The organism is Crossiella sp. S99.2 (assembly GCF_023094165.1).
In the GTDB taxonomy this organism is placed as follows: domain Bacteria; phylum Actinomycetota; class Actinomycetes; order Mycobacteriales; family Pseudonocardiaceae; genus Crossiella.
Genome location: NZ_JALMDK010000003.1, coordinates 108,073 through 133,442, shown reverse-complemented (window position 1 = coordinate 133,442; position 25,370 = coordinate 108,073). Strand labels below are relative to the sequence as shown.

Genomic DNA, 25,370 nt, shown 5'->3' with positions numbered 1-25,370 from the left:
CTCAGCCCTGGTCGGGGTAAAGCCCGTGCAGCCAGACCCGCCAGGCCTCGTTGGTGGCGGGCTGTTCGGCCGGGACGTAGAAGTGGTGGCCGACCGCGATGGTCATGCCGAGCGGGGCGCGGCCGTGGAAGCGGTAGAGCGCGTCCGCGGTGCGCACCGCGAGGAAGGGGCTGTCCTCGCCCTCGAACCAGTCCACCTCGCCGTCGATGGCGGGCAGGCCTTCGGGTGTGAGGCGCACCCGCTCGCCCAGGGCGGGGTTGTGGTCCAGGCCGAGGCCGCGCAGCAGCACCGCCCACGCCTCGGGTTTGGCGGTGGCCTCCGGACCCTCCGCGGTGACGTAGACCGCGGGCCTGCCGGCGAAGTGCGCGAGGTACAGCGCGAGGGTGTGCAGGTACATGTCCCAGCCGCGGGCGGTCATGCCCTCGAACTCCGCGCCCCAGTCATCGCTGAGGAAGCCGCTGTGCACGAAGCGGAGCACGGTGCTGCCGCCGTCCCTGGCCTCGATCAGGTACTCGAAGGCGTGAAAGGAGCCGTCCGGTCCCGCGGGCGTGGTGATCGACAGGTGTTCGCCCGGCTGCCAGACCTCGCAGGCGCCCTCCTCCGGCGCGGGCTGGGACATGAACCAGGCTTCCAGGCCGGGTCCGGTGGAGATCGCGTCCCACACCTGCTGCGGCGTGGCCGCCAGCTCGACTTCCTTGCGCAGCTCGAACTTCCGGCCCATTACGACTCCTTGTCAGTGTTGTTGTCAGGGGGATCCAGCACCGGCTGGACGCTCGGGTGCACGGCCACCAGCACCCGGTGGGCCCGGCCGCCCGCCGCGGTCTCATCGTGGTACTTGCCCACCAGCCCGGCCACCGCAGCGGCCAGTTCCCGGGCGAAAGCAGCCCGATCGGTGGCGGAGGCGAAGCGGATCTCGCCGTCGAGGGCGAAGGTCGCCAGGGGTTTCCCGGCCTTGCGGCTGCCGGTGATGAGCCTGCCGACGTCGCGCACGAGGCGGGCGGCCAGGGCCAGCAACCAGCGCGCGGACAGCTGGTCCGGCGCGCGGGCCGGATCGGGCTGCACCGCGGACAGGGCGTCGGGCGAGATCACGTAGGAGGCGGCGGTGGCCCGCAGCACCCGCTCGGTGAAGTTGCCCTTGCGCCGTTCCTCGACCAGCTCCACCAGGCCGTGTTTCTCCAGCTCACGCAGGTGGTAGTTGACTTTCTGCCGCGGGATGCCGACCCGGGCGGCCAGGGTGCTGGCCGAACCAGGCTCGACGAGTTCGGCAAGCAGACGCGATCGCAGCGGATCCAATGAGATCTCCGCCGCGGCCGCGTCCTCGATCACCGCTACCTCAAGCATGCGGCAATACTGGCTTGGACAAATTTTTTTGTCAAGGCTCCCGGATGATCAGCACCCGGAGGTGGCGGGCACCCCGGCGAAGCGGTCGGCGAGGAAGCGGTGCGCGGCCTCGTTGCCGGTGTAGACCAGGGTGATGTGGTCACTGGGATAGCCCTGCCAGCGCGCGTTGACGCCGAGCCGGCAGTAGTCCGCGAACAGCTCCTTGGCCTGCGGCTGGTGCACCAGTTCGTCGTTGTCGGCGTGGTACTGGAACACCGGCGCCGGGATCTTCTTCGTGCCGAGCTTGTTCTCCCGGACCCTGGCCAGCCACTGCGGGGTCAGCACCGGACTGCTGGTGGTGTGCTCGCTGAGCTTGCCCTTCGGATACCAGGTAAGCAGTTCGAAGGTGCAAGCCTCGCGCCGCATCCGGGCGAACTCGGTGCGCCCCTTGTCATTGAGGTAGTCGTTGAGCTTCAGCTCCGGGTATGCCTGGTCCAGGCCCATCAGCGCGTAGGCGAGCACGCCGTAGCCGGGCTTGCCCTCCAGAGGCAGCGCCACCTGGATCAGGTCCGCGGGCACGCCGCCGCCGACCACGCCGACCAGGTTCAGCTCCGGCGCGTAACTCGGCTGGGTCTCCCCCGCCCACATGGCCGCGCCGCCACCCTGGGAGTAGCCGCGGAAGGCGACCTTGGCCCTGGCCGACAACCCGGCCGCGGGCAGTCGCAGTGCGGCCCGGACCACGTCGATCACCGCGGCGCCCATGGAGCGCCCGACGATGTAGGTGGTGCGCGGTTCGGGCGTGTAGCCCTCGTAGTCGGTGATCGCGACCGCGTAGCCGCGAGCCAGCAGGTCGTTCACCGCGGGCTGTTCGTAGAGCGCGCCGACGTTGACCATCGCCGAGGGGGTGCAGCGGAAGGCCGGTCCGTGCGTGCCCACGGCCAGGCCGACCACCGGCGCGGTCTTCGGGTCGACGTTCTTGGGCACCAGCACCGTGCCGGTCACCGCGTGCCGCTGCCCGAGGGCGTTGGTGGACAGGTACATCACCTGCCAGGCCTTGGCCTTGTCCCGGCTGGGCGGGTTGTCCGAGACCCGGGAGCGCACCAGGTCGCCGGGCGCGCCGGCGGGCAACGGGTCCGGCGGCTGGTAGAAACTGTCCGCGAGCGCCACCGGCGACGGCAGCAGTGCCGCCACCAGCAGGGCGCCGGACAACGCCAGCAGGACACGGCGAATGGAACGTGACATCGCTCGACCTCCGAGCCGCACGACTAGACTGAAAACAGGGAATTGGCCAGCTGGCCGACCCCGCAAAACTACCACTCAGCCCGGTACGCCCGAAGTACTATTCTTTGTCACCGGCTCACAAAAACCGGTTCCGGAAACGCGCACCTGCACACGACGACCTCACACGAACAGGCGACGTCGCCTGACAGAGAAATGTTCACATTTGACAGAAATGCCGGATACTCGGCTAATACACGGTATGCGTTTGGCGAGTCGACTGTGGTCGACCATCCCGAAGGAGTTCGCCCGCCCGTTCCGCCCGCACGTGGCACGCATGACCGCGGACATGATCCAGGAGATCCGGCGGGCGGTGCCGGAGTACGAGGCACTGCTGGGCAGCCAGCACGAACCGATCATCGTCGAGGCCATCGAGAAGGCCATCCTGCACTGCATCGACAACCTCGGCGACCCGCAATTCCGCAGCGACGAATGGGCGGGCTACCTGCGCCACCGGGGCCGGGTGGAGTTCCAGGAGGGCCGCAGCGCGAATGCCTTGCAGACCGCCTACCGGGTCGGCGGCAAGGTCGCCTGGCGGCACGTCTGCGCGGTCGGCCAGAACCTGGGCTTCCCGTCCGAGCTGCTGTTCGTGGCCGCCGAGGCGATCTTCGCCTACGTCGAGGAGCTGTCCGCGCTGGCCGTGGAGGGCTACACCGAGGCCCAGCGGCAGGCCGCGGGCAGCCGGGAGCGCCGCCGGCGGCGATTGCTGGAGCTGATCCTGACCGAACCGCCACCGTCCCGGCGGGTCCTGGTCGAGCACGCCGAGGCGGCCCGGTGGACCATGCCGGACTCGGTGGTCGCGGTCGCCCTGGAGCCCCGCGGCGACCAGCACACGCTCAGCCCGCCCGCGCTGGACCCGGAGGTGCTGGTCGACCTGGAGGGCGAGGTGCCCTGCCTGGTCACCGCCAACCCGGAACGGCACCTGCGCAACCTGGCCCGCAACCTCAACGGCTGGCGGGCCGCGGTCGGCCTGCCGGTGCCACTGGCCGAGGCGGCGATGTCCCTGCGTGGCGCGCGGCGGGCACTGCGGCTGCTCCAGCGGGACCTGCTGCCGGACCGCCCGGTCACCTGGTGCGCGGACGAACTGCCCACGCTGTGCCTGTTCGCCGACGAGTTCCTCATCGGCGAACTGGCCCGCCGCTGCCTGACCCCCCTGGACGACCTCACCCCCAAGCAGCGCCGCCGCCTGGCCGACACCCTGCTGGCCTGGCTGAGCAGTCGCCGCAACGCCCTGGAGATCGCCGCCGACCTGGACGTGCACCCGCAGACCGTGCGCTACCGGTTGCACCAGCTGGAACGCCTCTTCGGCGACCGCCTCACCGACCCGGACCAGCGCCTGGCCCTCGAACTGGCCCTGCGCGCGGAGCGCCTCCTGCACCCGAGTCCGTGACCGCCGGCCCGCCCACTTGGGCCAACTCGTACGCCCAGTGTGGCCAACTTGGCGTACGAGTTGGGCCAACTGGGCGGGCGGGTCAGTGGTACTCGACGCTCATGGACTCCGCGCACATGGTCAGCTCGGCGATGGCGACCTGGTCGTGGCGGGTGTCGAAGCTGGGGGCGGCGATCCGGGTCGGGTAGGCGCTGCGCACCCGCCAGGTGACCAGCAGCTCGGGGCCCGGATCGTTGGTCAGGCTGATCGCCAGGTCCCGCTCGGCGACCCGGTCGCCCCAGGCCGAGCCCAGCCAGTCCCACAGCTCACCGCGTGCCGCGCAGACCCCTCGGGTCAGGGTGAAATCGACGTTGTGCCTGCGTGCGCCGATCGGTTCGCGCCCGGTCTGCAGGCCAGTGACCCGGACGAACGCCATGACGTCGCCCTCCACCGCCACCCGGAACCGATAGGACGGCATCGGGGGACGCCTGGTGGTCAGTTCGGCCGACGTGCGCATGGGGAGCCCTCTCACCTGGAAGAAGATCAGGCCCCAGCATGCGACGACGCTGCGTGACGCCGCCGTGACGTGGCGCACAAACCGGCGTCACGGACGCAACCGCAATGTGGTGATCACCCGGTTGTCCGGCCCGGCGACCAGGCCGGTGAACAGCGGACTCAGGTCTTCCCGGACGCCGCAGCCGGTGAACGGCGGGATTTCGAAGACCGAGGTGTAGCGGTAGTCGGTGTTCGGCAGGATCGGCAGCTCGCCGAGGAGCCGGAACACCGCGGGCGCGCTGGTCCGGCAGTGCGCGCCGACCTCCACCGGCACGGTGTCCTGGCGGACGTCCCGCAGCCGGATGCGCAGCGGCACGGTGATGTCGAGTTTGCCGCCGGGGAGGGTGCCGGTGGCGGGGCCGTCGGGCTCGAACTCGAGGGTGGCGGTGTGCGGGACGAAGCCGAGCACGATGAAGTACGACCTGGTCGGCGGGATGGCCAGGGTGCCGGAGAGCTTGCCGGTGCCGAGGTTCACGGTGGTGTTCATGAGGCCGGGGGTGGTGGTGACCTCGGAGCGGAGTTTGCGGATGGTGGCGGTGGTGCGGACGTCGTGGCGGAGTTCGATCTCGGCGTCCGGGGCGGCGCCGGGGATCAGCGGGGGCGGGGCCGGGCAGGGCGCTGGGCTGGTGGACGGGCCGGGGCTCGGGCTGGGCCGGGTGGTCGGGGGCGGCGAGAGGTGGCTCGTGGGTGGCGGGCTGGACGGGGTGGGGCTGGGGCTGGGGCTGGTCTGCGCGGACGTGGTGGCGCTGGTGGTGGCGGGGTCCGGGTCGGTGGCACCCGGCTGAGCCAGGACCTGGGGCTGGATCGCGGCGCGCGATCCAGCCTCCGGCGGACCGGCGGGGGGTGCCTGCGCCGATCCCGGAGTCGTCGGAGACCCCGGGATCGGCGCGGCCTTGCGGTCGGCCGGCGGCTCGATGGCGGACCGAGCCGCCGACCGGTCACCGGGCAGTGGTGCCCGGCGTTGTGGGGCCGGGGTGGCGGCGCCGGTCGGGCAGGGACTTGCCTGACCGGCGCCGCTCGCGGCCGGATCGGGACTGCGTGGCGGGTTCTGGTCGGCGGGTGCGGCCCCGGCGGTGATCACCACGGCCGTGGTGGCCAGCACGGTGGCGAGTCCGGTCAACCGCCACCGCCAGGTGTGCGGCGCGGGGCCGGGGCTCATTTCGGGGCCGGGAGCTTGGGGAACTCGGCCAGCTGGTCGGGCGTTGGCGGGTCCACCACAACCGGGGCACCCCAGTCGTGGAAGTCCGCCGAGACAGCGCCGATCGAGGCCCGCACCGGCCGGTCATTGCCGTCCACCGACAACAGGACACTGTGCCCAGCCGGCACGGCAACCTCGTAGCGCACACCTTCGGGTGCGGTCTTGGCCGAGGCCAGGCTGGCGCCCGCCGGGACCAGCTTGCGCGGATCGGACAGGTCGCGGATGCGCTCGGCCACCTCCGCCATCGGTTTGGCCAGCTCGGCGCCGTCGCCGGTGAGCCGCAGCCAGGATTTGGCGCCCGGTGCGCGGTGGTCATCGGGGATCCGGACGTAGGACGCGCCGGGCAGGAACGCGTACGTCACGGGCTGACCACCGGGTTTGGTCAGTTCGCACCGGGCGCTGGTGATGTCCCGGCGGCACACGGCCTTGCCGGTCACCCCCAGATCGAGGTCGACCGCCACCGACTTCTGCGTGTCGGCGACGGTGCTGATGGCCCTGGCCAGGGCCTGCGCGTCCGGGTGGCCGGGCGCGGCGGCGGGCGTGCTGCTGCACGCGGTGACCGCGAGCAGTAAGAGCAGAGCGGGGATGGTGCGCATCAAGGCCTCCGGCAGGCAGGGGTGGGACCCGGGTGCGGACGGGCTGGCGGCGAACGCCGTCCGCACCCGGGGGCTGGTTACGCCTTCTTCAGGTCGAGCGAGATCGTGTTGCCGGGACCGGAGGTCACGGCGCTGACCACGTCGGTGATGAAGGCGCCACACCCGGCGAAGGCCGGGATCTCGTAGTCGCCGGTGAGCGTGCCGCCGACCATCGGGTTGAAGTTCGGACCCGAGTTGAGCGCGATGTCGGCCGGCTTGGTGGTCTGGCAGGTGTTGCCGAGGACCACCGGGATGCCCCAGATCCGGATGTCGGGCAGCCGGACGGTGACCTTGGAATTCGACTTCACCACGCCGCCGGTGAAGGTGCCGGTGGTCTTGCCGACGGGCAGCAGTTCCACCACGGACTCGGTGGGAATGAACCCGAAGAGCTTGAAGCTGGCCTTGGTCTTGGGCAGGGACAGGTCGCCGGTGAGCGCGCCGGAGGTCAGGTTGACCTTGGCGGCGAACTCACCGGGGCCGAGCACGACCGGGGTGTTGAGCTTCTTGATGTGGGACTTGCCGTTGAGGCTGTAGCTGATCTCCAGGTCCGCGGGCGGCGGGGTGGTGGAGGTCGAGGTCGGGCTGGTCGTGGTGCTCGACGGGCTGGTCGTGGTGCTGGTCGGCTTGGTGGTGCTGCTGGAGGTGGTGGTGGTGCCGCTGCTCGTCGTGGTGGTGGTCCCACCCGGCGGCAGCACGTCGACCTCGTACAGCCTGGTCTTCTGCGGCGGCTCGGTCGCCTTGATCGTGCAGGCCGAGTCGAAGGTGCCCAGACCGGTCGGCGTGCCGTCGGCCTTGAGCGGGGTGAGCGTGGTGAGGAAGTTGCCGACGTCGATCGTGGTGCGGCCCGGGTTGGGCAGCGCGAAGGACGGGGCCTTGCCCTTGGCGATGACGTCGAAGGGACCCGAATCCGGGATCGGGGTCTTCGGGAAGGTCATCGGCACTTTGAGGTCGAGGGCGAGTCCGGCGTTGTCCAGCTTGGTGTCCGCGACCGCCTTGCCCTCGATGGTGGCCGCCGAGACCAGTTTCAGTCCGGCGGTGGCATCAGCGGGCACGGTGGCCACCGCGGTCACGTCCACCTCGGGGGTGGGCTGACCGGCCACCGGCTTCTCCGGCAGACCGGTCACGGTGATCTTGACCGACATGTCCTTCACGCCGATCAACGGGAACGGGCAGCTGTACACCAGGGTCAGCTCGGCCGGGGGCGCGGCGATGCCGGTGCCCGCGCCCGCCAGCACGCCGGCCGTGGTCAGCATCGCCCCGACGGTCACCGTGGCCAGTGCCCCGGCAAGCCTGCTGCGATTGTTCATCTTCATTGACTCCTCATCGCACGGGATTGGCTCACCCCACCCAACGCCATTCTCGGAAGCAAGGTTACGCGGCAATTTCTGGAATTCGTTTTCTTGTCAGCGCCCGCTAAACCTTGATCATCACGTTTGTCATCGGATGCGCATCAGAGAAAGGCCCGACGTTCGGGTGTTGACCAGGTTCATTATGCGGCAATAACGTCCGGCGGACCCTGAGCCGATTCGAAAGGCCATTTCCCATGCCCGAACTAGCGATACCGGCGGCGGTGGACGCCGACGAGGTGCTGGCCGAGGTCACCGTGATGATCCGGACCCTGCTGGAGCACTACGGACTCGACGATGTGGCCATCGGCCGCTGGTGCCGGTTCCACGACGACCTGGACCTGGAGAGCATCGATCTGGTCAAGCTGGCCACCGCGCTGCGGGACCGCTACGGCGAGCCGGTGAACCTGGCCGCCTTCCTGGCCGGGCTGGACCTGGACGCGCTGATCGGGCTGACCGTCGGGCACCTGGTCGACTACCTCGTCGCCGCGCTGCGGGCGGCCGGGACGGAGCGGCGCCGGTGACCCTGTTGACGGTCTGCGGACTCGACGTGCACGTGCAGCGCCTGCTCCCCCGCGGCGACGGCCGCGAGGCGCCGATGGTGGTGTGCGTGCACGGCATCCTCACCGACAGCCTGGCCAGCTACTACTTCACCCTCGGCCCCGCACTGGCCGCGGCCGGGTACGAGGTGCTGATGTACGACCTGCGCGGGCACGGCCGCAGCCACCGACCCGCCAGCGGCTACCAGCTGGAACGTTTCGTCGGCGATCTGCGGCATCTGCTGGACCGGTTGAACGTGCGCCGCCCGGTGCACCTGATCGGCAACTCCTTCGGCGGCACAGTCGCCTTCGGCCTGGCCACGGCCAACCCGGAACTGGTGGCCAGCCTGGCCTTCATCGAATCCGAACCGGCGCTGGCGCCCTGGCAGCCGAAGATGGCGAGCAACCTGGCGCGGGCCAAGCGGGAACTGGTGCGCGAGGAATCCCTGGCCTGGATCGCCGCCGAGTACAACCCGCACACCGCGCGGCTGGCCAAGGGTGCGGCGAAGTTGTTGCACAGCACCACGATCGCCGAGGACATCCCGGCCAGCCAGGTGCTCACCGAGGCCGAGGTGGCCGCGATCGAGGCGCCGGTGTTCGGCATCTACGGCGACCGGTCCGACCTGGCCGCACAGGCCCCCTGGCTGGAGAAATTGCTGCCGCGCTGCCGGACCGTGGTCATCCCGGACCAGGAGCATTCAGTGCTGATCGAACGCACCCCGCTGACCAGGGCGTTGTTACTGGAGTGGCTGGGCGAGCACGCGCTCAGCGCACCGGCAGATCGCGTTCGGCCCATTCGGCCATCGCGGTGAAGACGGTCTGCAACCGGTAACCCGCCTCGGTCAGTTCGTACTCGACCCGGGGCGGGACCTCGGCGTACGGGGTGCGGGTGAGCAGGCCGGTCCGCTCCAGTCCCTTCAACCGCGCGGACAGGGTTTTCGGGCTGATCCCGGGCAGTGCGGCCCGCAGCTCGGTGAACCGGCGTGGCCCCATGAGCAGCTCCCGGACGACCAGGGTGGCCCACGGGCCTTCCAGCACGGTCAGGAACCGGGCGATCGGACACTCCGGCAAAGTGTGGTCCGGCTCACTCATCCAAACTCCATTAGTTCATTTGAGGAAACTGATTCCCCGTCGGAACTATAGCGGCATGACCTACCTCGTGCACGGCGCCACCGGCGCCCAGGGCGGCCCCGTCGCGGCGCTGCTGAAGGCCACTGGCCACGACGTCCGCCCGCTCACCCGCGCGGTCGCACAACTCGACGACATCCCCTCTCTGACCAGCGCCTACGCCGGGGTCGAAGCCGCGTTCATCCACTTCCCGATCACCCCGGACCCGGCCGCGCCCGGTCGCTGGGCCAAGGCACTGGCCACCGCCGTGCTGGCCGCCAAGCCGCGCCAGGTGGTCATCTCCACCAGCGGCGGCGTCGGCGACGACCGCCTCGCCGCGATCTCCGGCCTGGCCGCCGAGCTGCGGGCAGGCGGGGTGCCCGCCACCCTGCTCGCGCCCCGGCTGTTCCGGGAGAACCTGCTGCTGCCGCCCATCCAGGACCGGCTGCGCGCCGAGGACACCCTGGTCTACCCGGTGCGCGCGGACCAGCCGATCGCCTGGGTCAGCCACCTGGACGTGGCCGAGGCCGCCGTGGCCGCGCTGACTCAGGCGAACCCGCCCGAAGAGGTGCACCTGGGTGAGACCGTCACCGGCCCGGAACTGGCCGCCGGGTTCGCCGCGCACCACGGCCGCCCGGTGCGCTACCAGCAGCTCACCCCCGCCGAATTCCAGGTACTCCTCGCCCCGCTGCTCGGCGAGGCCGCCGCCGCGGGCGTCGCCGCCTCCTACGGCGACATCGCCACCCTGCCGCACCTGAGCTTCCCCGCCGAGCAGGGCGGGAAAGCGCTGCTGGGCGCCGAACCGCGGGGCACCGCGGCCTGGCTGGCCGAGCTGGGCATCCCGGCCTGAGCCACCCCGGCGCCGGGCGCCACGAACACGAAGTGCAACAGCTCACCCAGCCCCGGCCCCTCCTCTGGCGGGTCTGCTAGGCCGACCGTGCGTAGGGTGTTGCGGGTGAGTACACATTTCGATGTCGTGGTGCTCGGCGCCGGACCCGGCGGGTACGTCGCGGCGATCCGAGCCGCGCAACTCGGCCTGCGGACCGCGGTGATCGAGGAGCGCTACTGGGGCGGGGTCTGTCTCAACGTGGGCTGCATCCCGTCGAAGGCGCTGCTGCGCAACGCCGAGCTGGCGCACATCTTCCAGCACGAGGCGCAGGAGTACGGCTTCTCCGTCGAGGGCGGGAAGGTCAGCGTCGACTACGGCGCCGCCTACCGCCGCAGCCGCCAGGTCGCCGACGGCCGGGTCAAGGGCGTGCACTTCCTGATGCGCAAGAACGGCATCACCGAGTTCACCGGCCGCGGCGCGTTCCTGGACGCCAAGCGGATCCAGGTCGCCCTGGCCGACGGCGGCACCGAGACGATCAGCTTCGAGCACTGCATCATCGCCGCCGGGGCCTCCCCGCGGCTGCTGCCCGGGACCACGCTGTCCGACCGCGTGGTCACCTACGAGGAGCAGATCCTGGCCGAGGAGCTGCCCGGCAGCGTGGTGATCGCCGGGGCCGGCGCGATCGGCGTCGAGTTCGCCTATGTGCTGGTCAACTACGGGGTCGAGGTCACCATCGTCGAGTTCCTGGACCGCCTGGTCCCCCTGGAGGACGAGGAGGTGTCCAAGGAGCTGGCCAAGCACTACCGCAAACTGGGCATCACGGTGCGCACCAGCACCAGGGTGGACCGGATCGACGACTCCGGCGAGCAGGTGCGGATCGAGGTCACCGGGCCGAAGGGCGCGGAGACGCTGCACGCGGACAAGGTGTTGCAGGCCATCGGTTTCGCCCCCAACACCACCGGCTACGGCCTGGAGAACACCGGGGTGGCGCTCACCGAACGCGGCGCGATCCAGATCGACGGCCGCGGCCGCACGAACGTGCCCGGCATCTACGCCATCGGCGATGTCACCGCGAAGCTGATGCTCGCGCACGCCGCCGAGGCCATGGGCGTGATCGCGGCCGAGACCATCGCGAACGTGGAGACCATGGAGCTGGACTTCACCATGATCCCGCGCGCGACCTACTGCCAGCCGCAGATCGCCAGCTTCGGCCTGACCGAGGCGCAGGCGCGGGAGGCCGGGTACGAGGTCAAGGTGGCCAAGTTCCCGTTCACCGCCAACGGCAAGGCGCCGGGGCTCAACGACACCCGCGGCTTCGTCAAGCTGATCTCCGACGCCAAGTACGGCGAGTTCCTCGGCGGTCACCTGATCGGCCCTGAGGTCACCGAACTGCTGCCGGAGCTGACCCTGGCCCAGCAGTGGGACCTGACCGTGCACGAGGTCGCCCGCAACGTGCACGCGCACCCGACGCTGGGCGAGGCGGTCAAGGAGGCCATCCACGGCCTCGCCGGACACATGATCAATATGTGACAACGGGTGTTCCCCCGGGGTATCGCACTCCGGGGGAACACTCAGTCGAACATCCTCTTGGCGGTGTGCCTTGCGGCGCGGGAAGATCTGGGTCCGCTCTTCACCGCCATGGGGGTGTCTCGGTGCCTGATCCGGGCTCGCGCGGAATCCATCGTGACGACCGGACCGGCCACGGGCCGCGGGTGCTGGTCATCGACGATGAGGAACCGGTGCTGCGCGAGCTGCTGCACCTGTTGCGCCAGGATTCCCGGCTCGGGCCGGTGGACGGGGCCACCCAGAGCCTGACCGCGTTGCGCTATCTGGCCCAGGCCACCGAGGCGGGCACGCCGCCGGACGCGGTGTTCCTGGATGTGCGGATGCCCGGACTGAGCGGGCCGGACCTGGCCCGGCTGCTGTCCCGGTTCGCCACTCCCCCGGTGATCGTCTTCGTCACCGGGCACGGGGATTTCGCGGTGGACGCCTTCGAGTTGAAGGCAGTGGACTACCTGCTCAAACCAGTGCGGACGGAACGACTGGCCGAAGCGGTGCACCGGGTGCTGCTCGCCTTGGCACAGCGCGCCGTCCCGGACTCGCCGTTGCCGCCGCCGCCCCGGCCCGCCGCGGACGAGCTGATCTCGGTGGAGCTGGCCGGGATCACCCGGACCGTGCCGTTGTCGGCGGTGCGCTGGGCCGAGGCGCAGGGCGACTACGTCCGGCTGCACACCGCCCAGGGCAGCCACCTGGTGCGGGCGGCGCTGGCCACCCTGGAGAAGCGGTGGGCGGATGCGGGGTTCGTGCGGATCCACCGGAGCAGGCTGGTCGCGGTGCGGGCGATCACCGCGTTGCGGATGGAGGGCGGGGCGATGACGGTGTGCCTGGACGAGGTGGTGCTCGCGGTCAGCAGGCGACACGCCGGCCAGGTGCGGGATCTGCTGATGCGGCAGGCCGGGATCAGTTCGCGGCGACGCTGAGCACGCGGCGCTTTCCCCGGCGCCACAACGGGATCAGGTACCGGCAGCAGACGCGAGGGTGGCTGGGCTTGCCGATGCGGGGCAGCACCGCGGGGGCGGCCAAGGGTTGACCGCGCCCGTGGCGACACCACCGTCCACTTAGGACTTCGGGTCCTGCAGCGCTGGCGCGAACTGGGCCAGGGACACCTCGACCGCCGCGGCCAGTTCCTCCTCGGTCGCGGTGCCCGACTCGCGCACGATCTGTTCCCAGGCCCGCACCGAGCCCAGGGAGAAGGTCTGGCCCTCGGTGGAGTTGGCCGCGGCCACCGGGTCCTCGGTCCGCTCGCCCGCCAGGTACAGGGCCAGGCCGAGGAAGGCGCCGTCCCAGCCGGGTCCGACGTAGAGCGCGCCCGCGCCGCTGCCCGCCATCTCCTTGGGCACCGTGTGGTCCAGTTCCAGCACGGTGGTCTCCGGCTTGCCGCCCTCGGTCAGGGTGAGGGTGACCAGGCTGACCGGGCCGCCGAAAGTGACCTTGAGCAGCCGGGGCGCCTGGCAGGTCAGGATGTCCCCGCCCGCGTTGCCCTCCAGCTGGAACGCGCCGCCCTCGCGGAGGTCGCCGGACAGCGGCAGGAACCAGCGGCGCACCCGGTCCGGATCGGTGACGGCGTCCCAGACGTCGGCGATCTCGGCCTCGTACTCCCGGCGCAGGGTCACCGCGACCACGTCACTCTCGTCCAGGGTGCGGTTGCCGACCGCACGGTGGATCGCGGCCAGCTGCTGGGCGATGTCGATCATTGCTTGTCCTTTGGTTCGGCGAGGCGGCGGGCCCGTTTTCCCCGGGCCAGTTCGGTGGCGAGGGCGTCCAGGTGCTGGTTCCAGAATCCGCGGAACTGGTCCAGCCACCCGTCGACCTCCCGCAGCGGCGCCGGGTCCACCGCGTACAGGCGACGGGCCCCTTCGGCGCGCACCGTGGTGAACCCGTTGTCCCGCAACACCCGCAGGTGCTGGGAGACGCCGGGCTGGGAGATCCCGAACTCGGCGCGGATGATCGCGGTCAGCTCTCCCGAACTCTGCTCACCACTGGCGAGCAGCTCCAGGATCCGCCTGCGGACCGGGTCACCGAGTACGTCGAACGCGTGCACCCGGCCATCATCACCGCAGCCGCTTATATAAGTCAATACTTAAATGAGTGCGGGCTGCTCGGACCGGACCACCTCCGCGGCCAGGAGATCCAGCACCGCGTCCGGCCCGCCGGCGGCCGCCGCGCGCTGCCGGTCCGCGCCGATTCCCCTGGTGCGGACCAGTTCCAGCAGACTGCGCACCAGTTCCAGGTCGCCCAGCTCGGCCAGGGCCGGGCGGACCCAGTTGAGCAACTCGGTGAGCAGATCGGTGGCGGGCAGCCGTTCCTCGTAGATCGGGTGCACGGCCAGTCCGCGCAGGCCGTAGCGGGCAGCCGACCACAGCGCCGCCGCGGCGACTTGCTCGCCCAGTGCGGGCGCGGGCCGGCCGGCGTCCACTTCGGACAGTCCGGTGTGCACCAGTGCCCGGCTCAGCGCGGCCTGCAGCAGTGCGTCGGCGGCGGTGGGCACCGCGTCGGCGACCCGGAACTCCAGGGTCGGGTACCGCGGCGAGGGGCGCAGCAGCCAGAAGGTCATCTCCGGATCGACCAGCACCCCGCAGTCGACCAGTCGGGCCACCTCGGCGTCGTACTCGGCGGCGGAGTCGAATCGCGGCGGCAGGCCCGAGCCGGGGAACCGGGATTGGCACACGGTCCGCCAGCTCGCGTAGCCGGTGTCCCGGCCGGCCCAGAACACCGAGTTGCCGGCGAGCGCGAGCAGCGTGGGCAGCCAGGGCCGGACGTGGTTCAGCACCGCCACCGCGGTCTCCCGGTCCGGCACCCCGACGTGCACGTGACAGCCGGAGACCTGGAAATCGGCGGCGATCCCGGCGTAGCGCAGGCCGATCTCGGCGAACCGCTCCCCCTCGGCCAGGCCGGGCGGCGCGCCGTCCAGCACCGGCGTCCCGGTGGAGAGCAGCAGCAGCCCCTCCGCCCTTGCCGCCGCGTCCAGGCAGGTGCGGGCCTCGGTCAGCTGCGCACCGAGTTCGGTCAGTCCGGCACAGACCCCGGTGGCGGCCTCGACCTGGGTGTTCATCAGTTCGGTGTGCAGGTGACCGGACTCGAACGAGGCGGCCCGGTCCAGCACCGCCCCGGCAGCGCGGATCGGCCGTCCAGAGGCCGGATCCACCAGCAGAAACTCCTCCTCGACCCCGACTGTCAGCGTCATCGCACCCGGGTACCCACTCCCGCCGATCCGCAAGACCGGACTTCCGGCCCACTGACTTGCCTGGCGCTATCCAGACGTCGACGGCCGGCACGCCGAGGGGTGACCGGGTGGCCCCGGCCGGCGTGCCGGTCGTCTGGGACGCGGGGCCCGGGAGGTCGTCCCGGGCCCCGCTGGTCACTGCCGTGTGGTCAGCCCGTGCGGTGGGGTCACACCACGAAGGACCGCTCGAACGAGCAGTTCAGCACCCGGGTGTACAGACCGGTGCACTGACGAGGGGCCTGCCGCCACACCTGGCCCTGCGGTGCGACCACTGTGGTGGTGTAGCCCAGGATCTGCTCGGCGCCACGGGTAACCGGGTTGTAGCTGCCGGCGCTCAGGCCCTGGTACAGGTAGGCGAAGCCGAACCGCGGGCCGACCTGTTCGACCTGGCGGGTCTCGTTGTAGAGGGCCGCCTGGCCGGTCATGATCATCGGGGCGCCGCAGTTCGTGCGGCCCTGGAAGGCGATCCGCACGTTCGCGGTGTCCGAGGGCCACTGCGCCCGCAGTTGGATGGAACAGATGGTGGCGACCGTGCCGCTCTGGGCGCGGACCTGGAACTGGTCGGTGATCACCGTGTCCGGGATCGGGGCGGCGTTGGCGGACACGCCGGTGACCAGGGTGGTCAGGCCGACGAACGCGGCGACTACCAATGCGCGCAACCGCATGACTTTCAACCTCCGAAAATGGCGGCGAACTTACGAACGTTCCCCATTAGGCAGGACATCGGCGCCGCGGTCCAGGATTTCCCGTTGCGATCAATCGGGGATACCGCGCGTCTGTGTGCAAACAATTATCTGGGCTGGATGTCGAAAACCGGCCCGGTGGCCGCTTCGAGTACGCACTGATTGGCGTAAGTGTGCTGGAAACGGACCTGGCTGCCCTGCCAGTGCCCGCTGGCGGTGACCGTCACCGGCCGGTAGTCCCGCGGACAGCCCGGGTGCCGCGGATCACCGGGCAGACGACGGAAGTCGCCGTTCGCCCTGGTCAGATCAACGCAGGCGGCGACGGCCCGAGGGTGGTCGCCGCCGGGCGGCTGGCAGGTCAGGGTGCGGCGGTACGCGACCGGGGTCGGGTCCTCGCCCTGCGCGATGGTCAGCGTCAGGCGGCTGGCCTGGACCGGTTCCGCATTCGAGGTGCCGGCGGTCAGGCCAGTCACACAGAACAGCGCGGCGAATGCGGCGGTCGCGAACAAGCGTTGGCGCATAGTGGTGCCTCCACACAGAAAACCGACGGGAGCGGTTCTCGCTCCCGTCGGTATACGCGTGGCGGATTGGAAAGCTCGCGGGTAAAACCGAGGAACCCACTGAAAGCAGGAACTCAGACCGTGTGCGCGTGTTCCCGGTAGGCGGCCAGCCCGCGCGCCAGCTCCGCCCGCGGCACCCGGCGCGGCTGCGGCGGCACCGGCTGTCCGAGCCGGTGCTCGCCCGCTCGGACGTCCGCGACGAAGCCCACGACCTCGGCGGGCGCGGGCAACAGGGAGTCGCCGAGGTAGGCCAGGGTGATCAGTTCCTCGCCGGTGCGGGATTCCAGGGCGGCGTGCCAGCCGAGGCGTTCCTCCCACAGCAGCGCCAGATCCAGTCCGGGGAAACGATCGAGCCGCCAGTCCAGGGCCAGGTAGGCCCAGGCCGGGGGCTCGGGGTCGATCGTGCAGGACTCCAGACCGACGCCGAGCAGTCGCGCGACCTCGGCGACGTAACCTTCCAGGCCGCGGGCGAAGGCGTGGTCAGTGTCCATCACCGCACCGGTCATGAAGCCCCTCTTTCGACTTGTCGTCCGACGTTGGTGTCCGAGGGGTTGACCGGATGCCCGTACCGCAAACCCTTGCGGTGGAGAACTTCGGTGTTCCTGATCACCGTCCGGGCCGGCGGGCGGCGCGGCCGCCGGCACGAGCAGGTCAGGTGGTCAGGGGATCAGTACACGTAGACGCTGTTGGCCTTGATCGGGATGTTCGGGTGACCACTGCCGGCGTCGATCGGGTACGGCCTGCCGGTGCAGTCCCGGCTGGTGAACAGCGACGCGGTGCGCGCGCCGTTGTTGAAGCCGGACTTGGCCCGGCCCTCGCCCCACTTGTGGTCGAACAGGTCGACACAGGTGCCGACCGCGGGGTCGAGCGCCCGGACGTTGAACGGGTTGCCCTGGTAGTTCGCCTGGTCCCACAGGCACAACGCGCCCGAGTGCGGACAGGGCGAACCTGGCGCCGCGGCGGCGGTGCCGGCCAGTGTTGATCCGGCCAGTGTTGATCCAGCCAGGGCGGTCACCGCGAGCACGGTGAAGGCGAGCACGGTGCAGGCGAGCCGGGTGGTGCGGGATACGGACTTGCGCACAACGACCTCCAGACACGGCCCCGTCCCTGGGAACATCGGCGGCCGTTCCCTGGGACCGGGGAGTGGATTCCTCGGTGCTGAACTGTGAGCAAGGCAGGGGGAATCACGCCGCTGCCGCATCAGGCAATGGATTGCAGTCCCCCAGGACCTCACCTCCGAGACTGGCACGAACCGGACCTCGCGTCCATGCCCGGAGAGTTAAGCACCGAAGTGGACGAATGGTCCCCAGACCGCGATGGACAGGCCGTGCCGGTGCCCGGCGCTGACCACCTCGGCCAGGGAACACGCGCCGGGGACGCCGATCAGCGCGCGGTGCAGGTGACCGAGGAGTTCGGCGGTGCCGTCCGGGTCAGGCAGCGGCCAGAGCGCTCCCACCACCGGCAGGGTGTCGAACTGGACGGAGTCGAAGCTGCTCAGGCGTCCCCCGGACACGACAACCAGAGGTGCGGATCGGTCCGGCGCGGACCGGTCAGCTGACGGGGACCGGTCCGGTGACAGGGGCCGGTGGCCGAGCAGGACTGAGCTGCGCCAGGGCTCGTCCGAGTCCAGGATCCCGTGGCAGGTCCGGCGTTCCACCACCGGATCACGCAGGTCGCGCGGGTTCCCCTGGACCGCGTTCCGCTCCGGCGCCGGGTGGCCGACCGGGACCGGCACCGTGGCCGGGGCGTGCAGCGGCACCCGGACCGCCAGGTCCAGCACCGTGCAGGCGGGGGCGTCCTCGATCAGCGCTGTGTGCAGGGGCAGGTACAGCAGGTCGCCGACCGGGGCCAGTTCGACCCGGTCGGTGCGCAGGTCCGGCCATTCCGCCAGCACCGGCGCCCAGATCCGGCGGCCGGTCTCGGCCAGGGCGTGACTGAGCAGGGCCATCCGGACCGCGGGGTCCAGGTCGGGGCCGGGGGCGGTGGCGGCGGTGAGGGCGTGCACGGCTTCGGTGACCGCGGCGGTGCTCAGGCCGGGCAGGTCGACGGTGCCCGCGATGGCGCCGGTGTCGCCGCCCACCGCCTGGCGCACCGCGACCCCGGCGCTGGGCCCGGCCATCAGGTACAGCAGGGTGCGCCGGGCCGGTTCGGCGATCTTGGCTCGCCCCGGCCGGAACCACGACACACCGGTCCCCCTCCACCTCGACTGTCCACTGTGGACACACATTCGATCTGGTCCGCGTTTCGCCGCCAGCATCGGCGAGGGTGGCCGAGATCCGCGACGGCCGGACACCTCATCGGTATGCCACGCGGGGTTTCCTGCCCTCATCGCCGCCCCATCGGGCAGGCGGTTCACCTGTCCGGTCCCGGCCATTAGCTTTGATTACCCCGATCCGGCTCCGGTAGCTGTTCAGGACATGTCCCGCGGAAGCGTCCTCGCCCTGCTGCTCAGCGCCGCGCTCGCGGCCAGTCCGGTCACGCCCGTGGTCGCCGCCCCGGCGACCGACCTGTCCCGCGCCGTGGTGGATTCCACGATGCGCCGTCACTCCCCCGCCACCCTGGGCGGCTGGGCCTACACCCAGGGCCTCTACCTGCACGGGCAGTACCTGGTCTACAAACGCACCGGCGACCGCCGTTACCTGGATTACCTGCGTGCCTGGACCGACCGGTTCGTCAATCCGGACGGGGAGATGAGCATCCGGTTCGACAACCTGGACGCCATGCGCGCGGGCACCCTGCTGATCGTGTTGCACGCCGAGACCGGGGACCCGCGCTACAAGCGTGCCGCGGACCGGATCCGGGGAGCCATCACCGGCTATCCCAGGACCGGCGACGGCGGCATGTGGCACAACAACGGCTTCGCAGGCCAGCTCTGGGCCGATGGGGTGTACATGGCGCAACCCTTCCTGGCCATGTACGGCAAGGCTTACGGCGACGAGACGTACGCCTACACCGAGGCCCTGGACAACCTGGCCGTCTACTTCCGGCACCTCAACGCGCCCAACGGCCTGCTCTTCCACGCCTACGACGAGCAGGGCGACACCTCGTGGTCGCAGAACCCGGCCAAACGTTCCGGGGAGCACTGGGCGCGGGCGATCGGCTGGTTCGGCATGGCCGCGGTGGACCTCCTGGACATCCTGCCCGGCACCCATCCCCGCCGCGGTGAGCTGATCGGCTACGTGCGCCACCTCGCCCAGGGCTTCGCCCGCTACCAGGACCGGGACACCGGCCGCTGGTTCCAGGTGGTGGACAAGGCCGCGGATCCCCGGAACTGGACCGAGACCTCGGCATCGGCCATGTACACCTACCTGCTGTCCAAGGGAGTTCAGCAGGGTTACCTGGATCGCCGTCACCTGGACAACGCGCAGCGTGGGTACCGCGGGGTGCTGGCGAAGGTGGTCGTGGACTCGCGCGGGGTGGCCGATGTGCAGGACATCGTGGAGGGCACTGGCGTGGGCGATGCCGGGTACTACTACCAGCGCAAGCGGATCACCAACGATCCGCACGGCCTCGGCGCGTTCCTGATCATGAACGAACAGCTCGCGCCCGGTCGATGATCGCCTTGACCTCCAGTCCGGCGGGCAGGGTGCCGAAGGCGTGGCCCCAATCGCCGCCCAGCCTGCTCGCGCAGAACGCCTCGGCCACCGCCGGGCTGCCGTGCCGAACCAGCTGAACTCCTTGTAGCAGCAACGCCATCCGCTCCACCACGCGCCGGGCGCGGGCCTCGATGTCGGTGAGGTCCGTCAGCTCGGCGCGCACCTTGTCGGCGAAGGCGTCCAGACGTGGGTCCAGGCCGTGCGCGGTGTCCACCTCGGCGAAGAACGCGTGCACGGTCTCGGGCTGGCGGCCCATGGCGCGCAGCGCGTCCAGCGCGGCCACGTTGCCCGAGCCCTCCCAGATGGAGAGCAGCGGGGCCTCGCGGTAGAGCCGGGGCATGCCGGACTCCTCCACGTACCCGTTGCCGCCCAGGCATTCCAGCGCCTCGGCGGCATGGGAGGGCCCGCGTTTGCACAGCCAGTACTTGGCCACCGCCAGCCCGATCCGGCGGAACAACGCCTCCTGCTCGTCGCCGCGCTGGGCCCGGTCGGTGGCCCCGGCCAGCCGCAGTGCCAGGCTGGTGGCGGCCTCGGACTCGACCACCAGGTCGGCCAGCACGGTCGCCATCAGCGGCTGGTCCACCAGGGCTTTGCCGAAGGCCCAGCGGTGGGTGGCGTGGTGCACGGCCTGGACCACCGCGGCCCGCATCCCGGCCGCCGCGCCCAGGCAGCAATCGAGGCGGGTCATGTTGACCATCTCGATGATGGTGCGGACCCCGCGGCCCTCCTCGCCGACCAGCCAGCCCGCCGCCTGGTCGTACTCGATCTCGGCGGAGGCGTTGGACTTGTTGCCCAGCTTGTCCTTGAGCCGCTGCAACTGGATCCGGTTGCGGGAGCCGTCCGGCAGGACTCTGGGCAGCACGAAGCAGGACAGGCCGCCGGGGGCCTGGGCCAGGGTGAGGAACAGGTCCGACATCGGCGCGCTGGTGAACCACTTGTGCCCCACCAGGCTGTACTCGCCGCCGCCGGACGGGGTGGCCCGGGTGGTGTTGGCCCGGACGTCGGAACCACCCTGCTTCTCCGTCATCGACATGCCCGCGATCAGCCCGCGCTTGCCGGACGGTTCGCGCAGCCCGAAGTCATAGACCGGGGCGGACAGCAGCGGCTCATAGCGGGCGGCCAGTTCCGGGGTGGCGCGCAGCGCGGGCACCGCGGCGTAGGTCATCGAGATCGGGCAGCCGTGCCCGGCCTCGACCTGGCTCCAGGCCAGGAACTTGGCCGCACGGGCCACATGCGCGCCCGGCCGCTGATCGGCCCAGGGCGCGGCGTGCAGGCCGTGGCCGACCGCGACGGTCATCAGCTGGTGCCAGGCCGGGTGGAACTCGACCTCGTCGATGCGGTGCCCGTACCGGTCGTGCGTGCGCAGCACCGGCGGGTGCTCCTCGGCCTGACGGCCCCATTCCTGGGCCTGCGCACTCCCGGCCAGCTCGCCCAGCTCGTGCAGTTCGGGTTCGGCCCAGCCGGCGCCCTCCCGGTGCAGCCCGTCCAGCAGCGCCGGGTCGGCGGCGGTGTCGTGGCCGGTCAGCGGCGGGACCTGGTTGGTGACCTCATGGGTGGACGGCATCGTCGACTCCGATCGCGCGTAAGCAGAAGGAGATCAGGTTCGGGATGGTGTCGGGGGTGGCGTGTCCGGCGGCCAGGGGGCCGACCAGGACTTCGCCGACCGCGCCGACCAGCGCGGCCGCGGTGACCGCCGGGTTCTGCGGCGGCAGCTCGCCGTCGCGGACCGCCCGGTCCAGGACCTCGGCCACGATGTCCCGGAAGGCGATCCGGAAGCGCAGCCGCTCCCGTTCCACCGCGGCGTCAATGGGTTCGGCCAGCAGCGCGTAGGCCAGCCGGGGTGCTTTCAGCGCGCGGCCGGCGAAGGTCTCCACCACCGCGATCACCCCGGCCCGGTGGTCCGGGGCGGCCAGCACCGCCTGCGCCACCGCCTCGACCTCGTGCCGCACCACCAAACGGAACGCCTCGGCGAGCAGGTCGGCCTTGGTCGGGAAGTGCAGGTACACCGAGCCCGCCGCGACCCCGGCCCGCTTGGCCACGGCCGCGATCGAGCACCCGGCGTACCCGGACTCGGCGAGGAGTTCCCTGGTCACGCCGAGGACGCGGTCCCTGGTCGCGGCGCGGCGCGCGTCGACCGAGGGCGTGCGGCGGTAGGCCATGCAAGGAGTGAACCGCGATTCAGTCCTTCACGCAAGCCAGTCCCAGGGAGGTCCACACGACCACGCCGCCGTCCCCGGTCGGGGTGTGCCCGGACACCGTGTCCTGCCAGGCGGGCACCGTCAGCTCGGCGTCGCCACGCAGCAGCCCGCGCACCGAGACCACCATCCGCTGCACATCCGTCCAGAACTGCAGCGTCACGCACTCGCCGCGTTCGGCGGCGATGTGCGCGATCAGGTCCGCGGCCACCGGCGGCAGCACTTGAGTGAGTCCGGGCAGCCGCCAGCTGTGGCAGACCTGCTCAGCCGCGGCCCTGGCCAGCAACTCCCCCGAGGGCGAGGCGGGCACCGGTAGTCGCAGTCGCCGGGCGCGCGGACCGGTCTCCAGCGCGGCCATCGCCTGGGGCACGCTGTCGCAGACCAGCACCCGCTCGGGCAGTCCGGCCGCGGCGAAGATCAGTCGCACCGCGGGGCTGGAGATGACCAGCAGCACCGGCACGCCAGGCCATTCCGCGGTCTCGGCCGCGACCACGTCGAAGACCACCAGCAACGCGGGCGAGACCACCCTGATCTCGCCCAGCTCCACCACCAGCGCCCGCGGGCGCTCCACCGCCAGCCCCAGTAGCAGCTCGCGTACCTCGTAACACGCGATCCGGTCCAGCTCGCCGCGTAGTCCGACGACCCGTACCCGCGCCTCGTCCCGAACCTCGACATCCAGAAAACCGGTGCCGTCCACCGGGCGCCTCCTGTGAGTTGCCCTGCCTTGCGGTACCGGAACGGTCACACGGAGTCGCCGACCGGCACATCGGGAGTACTACTGCATTTTGTGATATTTGCAGTTTGCATGTATCTGGAACCAACCACAAGAAAATGATCTTCTACGGAGAGTGCCGTAATGTGCACGCAATGTCCTCGGCGGCTCCGCTCGGCAACCTGCCGGTCGACATGACCAGCTTTGTGGACCGCACCCGGGAGACGGCCAGGGCCAGGCAGCTGCTGCACGACCACCGTCTCGTCACATTCACCGGACCGGGCGGGGTGGGCAAGAGCAGGCTCGCGGTGCGGGTGGCCGCACAGAACCGGCGGGCCTACCCCGACGGCGTCTGGCACGTCGAACTGGCCCCCCTGGACGATCCGCGGCTGCTCGCCCAGACCGTGTCCGACCGCCTGGGCGCCGAACGCTCCAGCGAACCGCCGCTGACCGCGATGCGCGAGTTCCTGCGCACCCGGCGGTTGCTGCTGGTGCTGGACAACTGCGAACACCTCATCGACGCCTGCGCCGAACTGGTCAGCGCGCTGCTGGCCTGCGCGCCCGGCCTGACCGTGCTGGCCACCGGCCGCCAGCCGCTCGGCATCGACGGCGAACACCTGCTGCCGGTGCCACCACTGGCCGTGCCGCCCGCGGACCGGCGGCTGACCCTGGCCGAGTTACGCGAGTACGGCGCGGTCCGGCTGCTGCTCATCCGCGGCGGACTCACCGTGCACGCGGCCAACCGGGAGCCGATCGCCCAGCTCTGCCGCCGCCTGGAAGGCATTCCCCTGGCCATCGAACTGGCCGCGGCCCGGCTGCCCGGCTGCGGCCCCGAAGCCCTGCTGGACCGCTTGGACCAGCGCTTCGAACCGCGCGCGGGCAGCGGCCCGGCCAACCCCCGGCAGCAGACCATGCTGGCCACCGTGGCCTGGAGCTTCGGGCTGTGCTCGGCCGCCGAGGGCCTGCTGTGGGAACGGCTCTCGGTCTGCGCGGGCGGGTTCGACCTGGCCGCCGCCGAGCAGATCGCCACCGGCCCCGGCCTACCCGGATCACAGGTGCTGGACACGCTCACCGGGCTGGTCGACAAATCCGTGGTGACCAGGGAGAACGACGGGCACCGCACCCGCTACCGGATGCTGGAGACCATCCGCCAGTACGGCCGGGACCGGCTGCTCGGCCGCGCGGAGCTGACCGGCAGGCGGCGCGCGCACCGGGACCACTACCTGGCCATGGCCCTGGACTTCCAGTCCGAATGGCACGGCCCCGACCAGGCCCGGTGGAGCCGGCGCTGCGACGCCGACCTGGGCAACCTGCGGGCCGCCCTGGAGTTCAGCCTGTCCGAACCGGGGGACGCGCCCGAGGCGCTGCGCCTGGTCACCGCGCTCGGCTGGTACTGGGCGGCCTGCGGGGCCGTGCAGGAGGGCCAGCTGTGGCTGAACCGGTGCCTGGCCGCCGCGCCGGAGCCGACCGAGCTGCGGGCGGGCGCGCTGTGGGTGGCCGCGCTGACCGCGCTGGTGTGCGGCGATCTGCCCACCGCGCGACTGCGGGTGGACGAGGGCGAGGCGCTGGCCCGCGGACTGGGCTCGGCGGCCACCCTGGCCTACGCGATCCAGTACCAGGCCACCATGGCGATGTACCAGGGCGAGACCGCCCGCGCCCTGGACCTCTACCGCGAGGCCCTCGACCGGCACCGGCGGGGACAGGACGCACTGGCGATCTGCCTCACCCAGATCAAGGCCGCGCTGTGCCACAGCACGCGCGCCACCCCCGGGTCGGCGGACCTGACCGCGGCGATCGCGCTGAGCCGGGCGGCCATCGCCGACGCCGAGGCGGCCGGCGAGGTGTGGCTGCGGTCCTGGGGCCAGACCCTGATGGGCCTGGCGCTGTGGGTGTCCGGGCGGCCGGCCGAGGCGGGACCGTTGCTGCTGGAGAGCATCCGGGCCAAACGCGCCTTCGCCGACCGGGTCGGCCTCGGCATGAGCCTGGAGGTGCTGATGTGGAGCGCCGCCGCGGCCGGGCGGGCGGCCGAGGCGGCCTGCCTGACCGGCGCGGTGGAGTCGGTGCTGACCCCGATCGGCACCAGCTTCTTCGCCATCCCCACCATGGTCCGCTACCGCGACCAGGCCACCGCGCGGATCCGGAAGTCCTTGTCCGCCAGGGAGTTCGACGCGGCCCGGCGGCGCGGTCTGCGGTTCGACCTGGCCCAGGCGGTGGCCTACGCCGAGGAGCTGCTCAGCACGCCACCGGCCCCGCAGGCGCTGACCCGGCGGCAGCTGGAGGTGGCCGAGCTGGTCGCGCTGGGGTTGAGCAACAAGGAGATCGCCCGCGAGCTGACCATCGCGCAGCGCACCGCGGAGGCGCACCTGGAGCACATCCTGGCCCGGCTGGGACTGCGGTCGCGGTCCCAGGTGGCGGCCTGGGTGGCCCAGCGGATCAGGCGGTGATCACCCTGGCCTTGTTCTCCCCCACCGCGACCACGTCGCCGTCGTGCAACTGCGCGCCACGCCGGGTCTCCAGGCGCCCGTTCACGGTGACCTCTTCCTCCTCGATCAGCGTCTTCGCCTCGCCGCCGTCCTCGGCCAGCCCGGCCAGTTTGAGGAACTGACCGAGCCGGATCATGTTGTCGCGGATCTCCACCGTGCGGATGCTGCCCATGTGCCCATCA

28 protein-coding genes are annotated in these 25,370 nt (G+C 71.2%); 8 read left to right on the top strand and 20 right to left on the bottom strand.

Going from position 1 to position 25,370, the window contains the following annotated elements; translation table 11 throughout:
• Position 1: 1 nt before the first annotated feature.
• The 3 genes from MZC64_RS11830 to MZC64_RS11820 are packed head-to-tail and all read right to left on the bottom strand — an operon-like array spanning position 2 to position 2,562.
• Entirely contained in the window at positions 2-721 is a 720-nt protein-coding gene (locus tag MZC64_RS11830) for an SRPBCC domain-containing protein (protein ID WP_247757269.1), read from the bottom strand.
• Positions 721-1,341 carry a helix-turn-helix domain-containing protein gene (locus MZC64_RS11825; RefSeq protein ID WP_247757271.1) on the bottom strand — a complete coding sequence of 207 codons (621 nt, stop codon included), beginning with the start codon at positions 1,339-1,341 and terminating at the stop codon, positions 721-723. The genes MZC64_RS11830 and MZC64_RS11825 overlap by 1 nt, the downstream gene beginning before the upstream one ends.
• A gap of 48 nt (positions 1,342-1,389) precedes the next feature.
• Complete coding sequence (locus MZC64_RS11820; protein WP_247757272.1) at positions 1,390-2,562, bottom strand: lipase family protein; 1,173 nt, start codon at positions 2,560-2,562, stop codon at positions 1,390-1,392.
• Between the two features lie 238 nt (positions 2,563-2,800).
• On the opposite strand from MZC64_RS11820, the gene MZC64_RS11815 reads away from it, so the two are divergent.
• Positions 2,801-3,988: a helix-turn-helix domain-containing protein gene (locus MZC64_RS11815; RefSeq protein WP_247757273.1), complete on the top strand. Its 1,188-nt coding sequence runs from the start codon at positions 2,801-2,803 to the stop codon at positions 3,986-3,988.
• Positions 3,989-4,070: 82 nt separating this feature from the next.
• Here MZC64_RS11815 and MZC64_RS11810 read toward each other — a convergent pair whose 3' ends face one another.
• The 4 genes from MZC64_RS11810 to MZC64_RS11795 all read right to left on the bottom strand — a co-directional run bounded on the left by MZC64_RS11810 (position 4,071) and on the right by MZC64_RS11795 (position 7,668).
• On the bottom strand, positions 4,071-4,484 hold the full coding sequence (locus MZC64_RS11810; protein ID WP_247757274.1) for a phage tail protein: 414 nt from the start codon (positions 4,482-4,484) through the stop codon (positions 4,071-4,073).
• Positions 4,485-4,571: 87 nt separating this feature from the next.
• Complete coding sequence (locus MZC64_RS11805) at positions 4,572-5,681, bottom strand: hypothetical protein (RefSeq protein ID WP_247757275.1); 1,110 nt, start codon at positions 5,679-5,681, stop codon at positions 4,572-4,574.
• Positions 5,678-6,316 carry a hypothetical protein gene (locus MZC64_RS11800; protein ID WP_247757276.1) on the bottom strand — a complete coding sequence of 213 codons (639 nt, stop codon included), beginning with the start codon at positions 6,314-6,316 and terminating at the stop codon, positions 5,678-5,680. The genes MZC64_RS11805 and MZC64_RS11800 overlap by 4 nt, the downstream gene beginning before the upstream one ends.
• A 77-nt stretch (positions 6,317-6,393) precedes the next feature.
• Complete coding sequence (locus tag MZC64_RS11795; protein WP_247757277.1) at positions 6,394-7,668, bottom strand: DUF6801 domain-containing protein; 1,275 nt, start codon at positions 7,666-7,668, stop codon at positions 6,394-6,396.
• A gap of 230 nt (positions 7,669-7,898) precedes the next feature.
• On the opposite strand from MZC64_RS11795, the gene MZC64_RS11790 reads away from it, so the two are divergent.
• Positions 7,899-8,225 (top strand): phosphopantetheine-binding protein, encoded by a 327-nt coding sequence (locus tag MZC64_RS11790; RefSeq protein WP_247757278.1) that lies wholly within the window; start codon positions 7,899-7,901, stop codon positions 8,223-8,225.
• Positions 8,222-9,052, top strand: a complete 831-nt coding sequence (locus tag MZC64_RS11785) for an alpha/beta hydrolase (protein WP_247757279.1) — start codon at positions 8,222-8,224, stop codon at positions 9,050-9,052. The genes MZC64_RS11790 and MZC64_RS11785 overlap by 4 nt, the downstream gene beginning before the upstream one ends.
• Here the strand turns inward: MZC64_RS11785 and MZC64_RS11780 are convergent.
• Complete coding sequence (locus MZC64_RS11780; protein WP_185004778.1) at positions 9,006-9,332, bottom strand: helix-turn-helix domain-containing protein; 327 nt, start codon at positions 9,330-9,332, stop codon at positions 9,006-9,008. The two genes, MZC64_RS11785 and MZC64_RS11780, sit on opposite strands and share 47 nt — an antisense overlap.
• Positions 9,333-9,387: 55 nt before the next feature.
• On the opposite strand from MZC64_RS11780, the gene MZC64_RS11775 reads away from it, so the two are divergent.
• The 3 genes from MZC64_RS11775 (at position 9,388) to MZC64_RS11765 (ending at position 12,656) form a co-directional block, all read left to right on the top strand.
• Positions 9,388-10,197, top strand: a complete 810-nt coding sequence (locus tag MZC64_RS11775; RefSeq protein WP_247757280.1) for an NmrA family NAD(P)-binding protein — start codon at positions 9,388-9,390, stop codon at positions 10,195-10,197.
• A gap of 105 nt (positions 10,198-10,302) precedes the next feature.
• Positions 10,303-11,706 carry a dihydrolipoyl dehydrogenase gene (gene lpdA, locus MZC64_RS11770; RefSeq protein ID WP_247757281.1) on the top strand — a complete coding sequence of 468 codons (1,404 nt, stop codon included), beginning with the start codon at positions 10,303-10,305 and terminating at the stop codon, positions 11,704-11,706.
• 122 nt (positions 11,707-11,828) lie between these two features.
• A complete protein-coding gene (locus tag MZC64_RS11765) occupies positions 11,829-12,656 on the top strand; it encodes a LytTR family DNA-binding domain-containing protein (RefSeq protein ID WP_247757282.1) in 828 nt (275 codons plus the stop codon).
• A 138-nt stretch (positions 12,657-12,794) separates the two neighbouring features.
• On the opposite strand, the gene MZC64_RS11760 is transcribed toward MZC64_RS11765, so the two are convergent.
• The 8 genes from MZC64_RS11760 to MZC64_RS11725 form a co-directional block, all read right to left on the bottom strand.
• The gene (locus MZC64_RS11760; RefSeq protein WP_247757283.1) at positions 12,795-13,430 is read right to left on the bottom strand and encodes an SRPBCC family protein; all 636 of its coding nucleotides are present in this window, start codon (positions 13,428-13,430) and stop codon (positions 12,795-12,797) included.
• Entirely contained in the window at positions 13,427-13,777 is a 351-nt protein-coding gene (locus tag MZC64_RS11755; protein WP_247757284.1) for a metalloregulator ArsR/SmtB family transcription factor, read from the bottom strand. The genes MZC64_RS11760 and MZC64_RS11755 overlap by 4 nt, the downstream gene beginning before the upstream one ends.
• Before the next feature lie 39 nt (positions 13,778-13,816).
• Positions 13,817-14,920 (bottom strand): glutamate--cysteine ligase, encoded by a 1,104-nt coding sequence (locus MZC64_RS11750; RefSeq protein ID WP_247757285.1) that lies wholly within the window; start codon positions 14,918-14,920, stop codon positions 13,817-13,819.
• 206 nt (positions 14,921-15,126) lie between these two features.
• Positions 15,127-15,624 carry a hypothetical protein gene (locus tag MZC64_RS11745; RefSeq protein WP_247757286.1) on the bottom strand — a complete coding sequence of 166 codons (498 nt, stop codon included), beginning with the start codon at positions 15,622-15,624 and terminating at the stop codon, positions 15,127-15,129.
• A 125-nt stretch (positions 15,625-15,749) separates the two neighbouring features.
• Positions 15,750-16,163, bottom strand: a complete 414-nt coding sequence (locus tag MZC64_RS11740; RefSeq protein WP_247757287.1) for an SSI family serine proteinase inhibitor — start codon at positions 16,161-16,163, stop codon at positions 15,750-15,752.
• Positions 16,164-16,276: 113 nt separating this feature from the next.
• Entirely contained in the window at positions 16,277-16,708 is a 432-nt protein-coding gene (locus MZC64_RS11735; RefSeq protein ID WP_247757288.1) for a DUF6292 family protein, read from the bottom strand.
• 161 nt (positions 16,709-16,869) lie between these two features.
• Positions 16,870-17,283, bottom strand: coding sequence for a peptidase inhibitor family I36 protein (locus MZC64_RS11730; RefSeq protein WP_247757289.1), 414 nt, complete (start codon positions 17,281-17,283; stop codon positions 16,870-16,872).
• Between the two features lie 198 nt (positions 17,284-17,481).
• Entirely contained in the window at positions 17,482-18,387 is a 906-nt protein-coding gene (locus MZC64_RS11725) for a hypothetical protein (RefSeq protein WP_247757290.1), read from the bottom strand.
• Between the two features lie 232 nt (positions 18,388-18,619).
• Here MZC64_RS11725 and MZC64_RS11720 point away from each other — a divergent pair, with 232 nt between their 5' ends.
• Positions 18,620-19,759, top strand: a complete 1,140-nt coding sequence (locus MZC64_RS11720) for a glycoside hydrolase family 105 protein (protein ID WP_247757291.1) — start codon at positions 18,620-18,622, stop codon at positions 19,757-19,759.
• Here MZC64_RS11720 and MZC64_RS11715 read toward each other — a convergent pair.
• Genes MZC64_RS11715 through MZC64_RS11705 form a run of 3 tightly spaced genes read right to left on the bottom strand, consistent with a single transcriptional unit; the run spans position 19,728 to position 22,690 of the window.
• On the bottom strand, positions 19,728-21,362 hold the full coding sequence (locus MZC64_RS11715; protein WP_247757292.1) for an isovaleryl-CoA dehydrogenase: 1,635 nt from the start codon (positions 21,360-21,362) through the stop codon (positions 19,728-19,730). The genes MZC64_RS11720 and MZC64_RS11715 overlap by 32 nt on opposite strands.
• Positions 21,346-21,957, bottom strand: a complete 612-nt coding sequence (locus tag MZC64_RS11710) for a TetR/AcrR family transcriptional regulator (RefSeq protein WP_247757293.1) — start codon at positions 21,955-21,957, stop codon at positions 21,346-21,348. The genes MZC64_RS11715 and MZC64_RS11710 overlap by 17 nt, the downstream gene beginning before the upstream one ends.
• Positions 21,958-21,976: 19 nt before the next feature.
• Positions 21,977-22,690, bottom strand: coding sequence for an STAS domain-containing protein (locus MZC64_RS11705; protein ID WP_247757295.1), 714 nt, complete (start codon positions 22,688-22,690; stop codon positions 21,977-21,979).
• A 170-nt stretch (positions 22,691-22,860) separates the two neighbouring features.
• On the opposite strand from MZC64_RS11705, the gene MZC64_RS11700 reads away from it, so the two are divergent.
• Positions 22,861-25,149: a LuxR C-terminal-related transcriptional regulator gene (locus MZC64_RS11700; RefSeq protein ID WP_247757296.1), complete on the top strand. Its 2,289-nt coding sequence runs from the start codon at positions 22,861-22,863 to the stop codon at positions 25,147-25,149.
• Here MZC64_RS11700 and MZC64_RS11695 read toward each other — a convergent pair.
• The gene (locus MZC64_RS11695) at positions 25,139-25,360 is read right to left on the bottom strand and encodes an RNA-binding S4 domain-containing protein (protein WP_247757298.1); all 222 of its coding nucleotides are present in this window, start codon (positions 25,358-25,360) and stop codon (positions 25,139-25,141) included. The genes MZC64_RS11700 and MZC64_RS11695 overlap by 11 nt on opposite strands.
• Positions 25,361-25,370 lie beyond the last annotated feature (10 nt).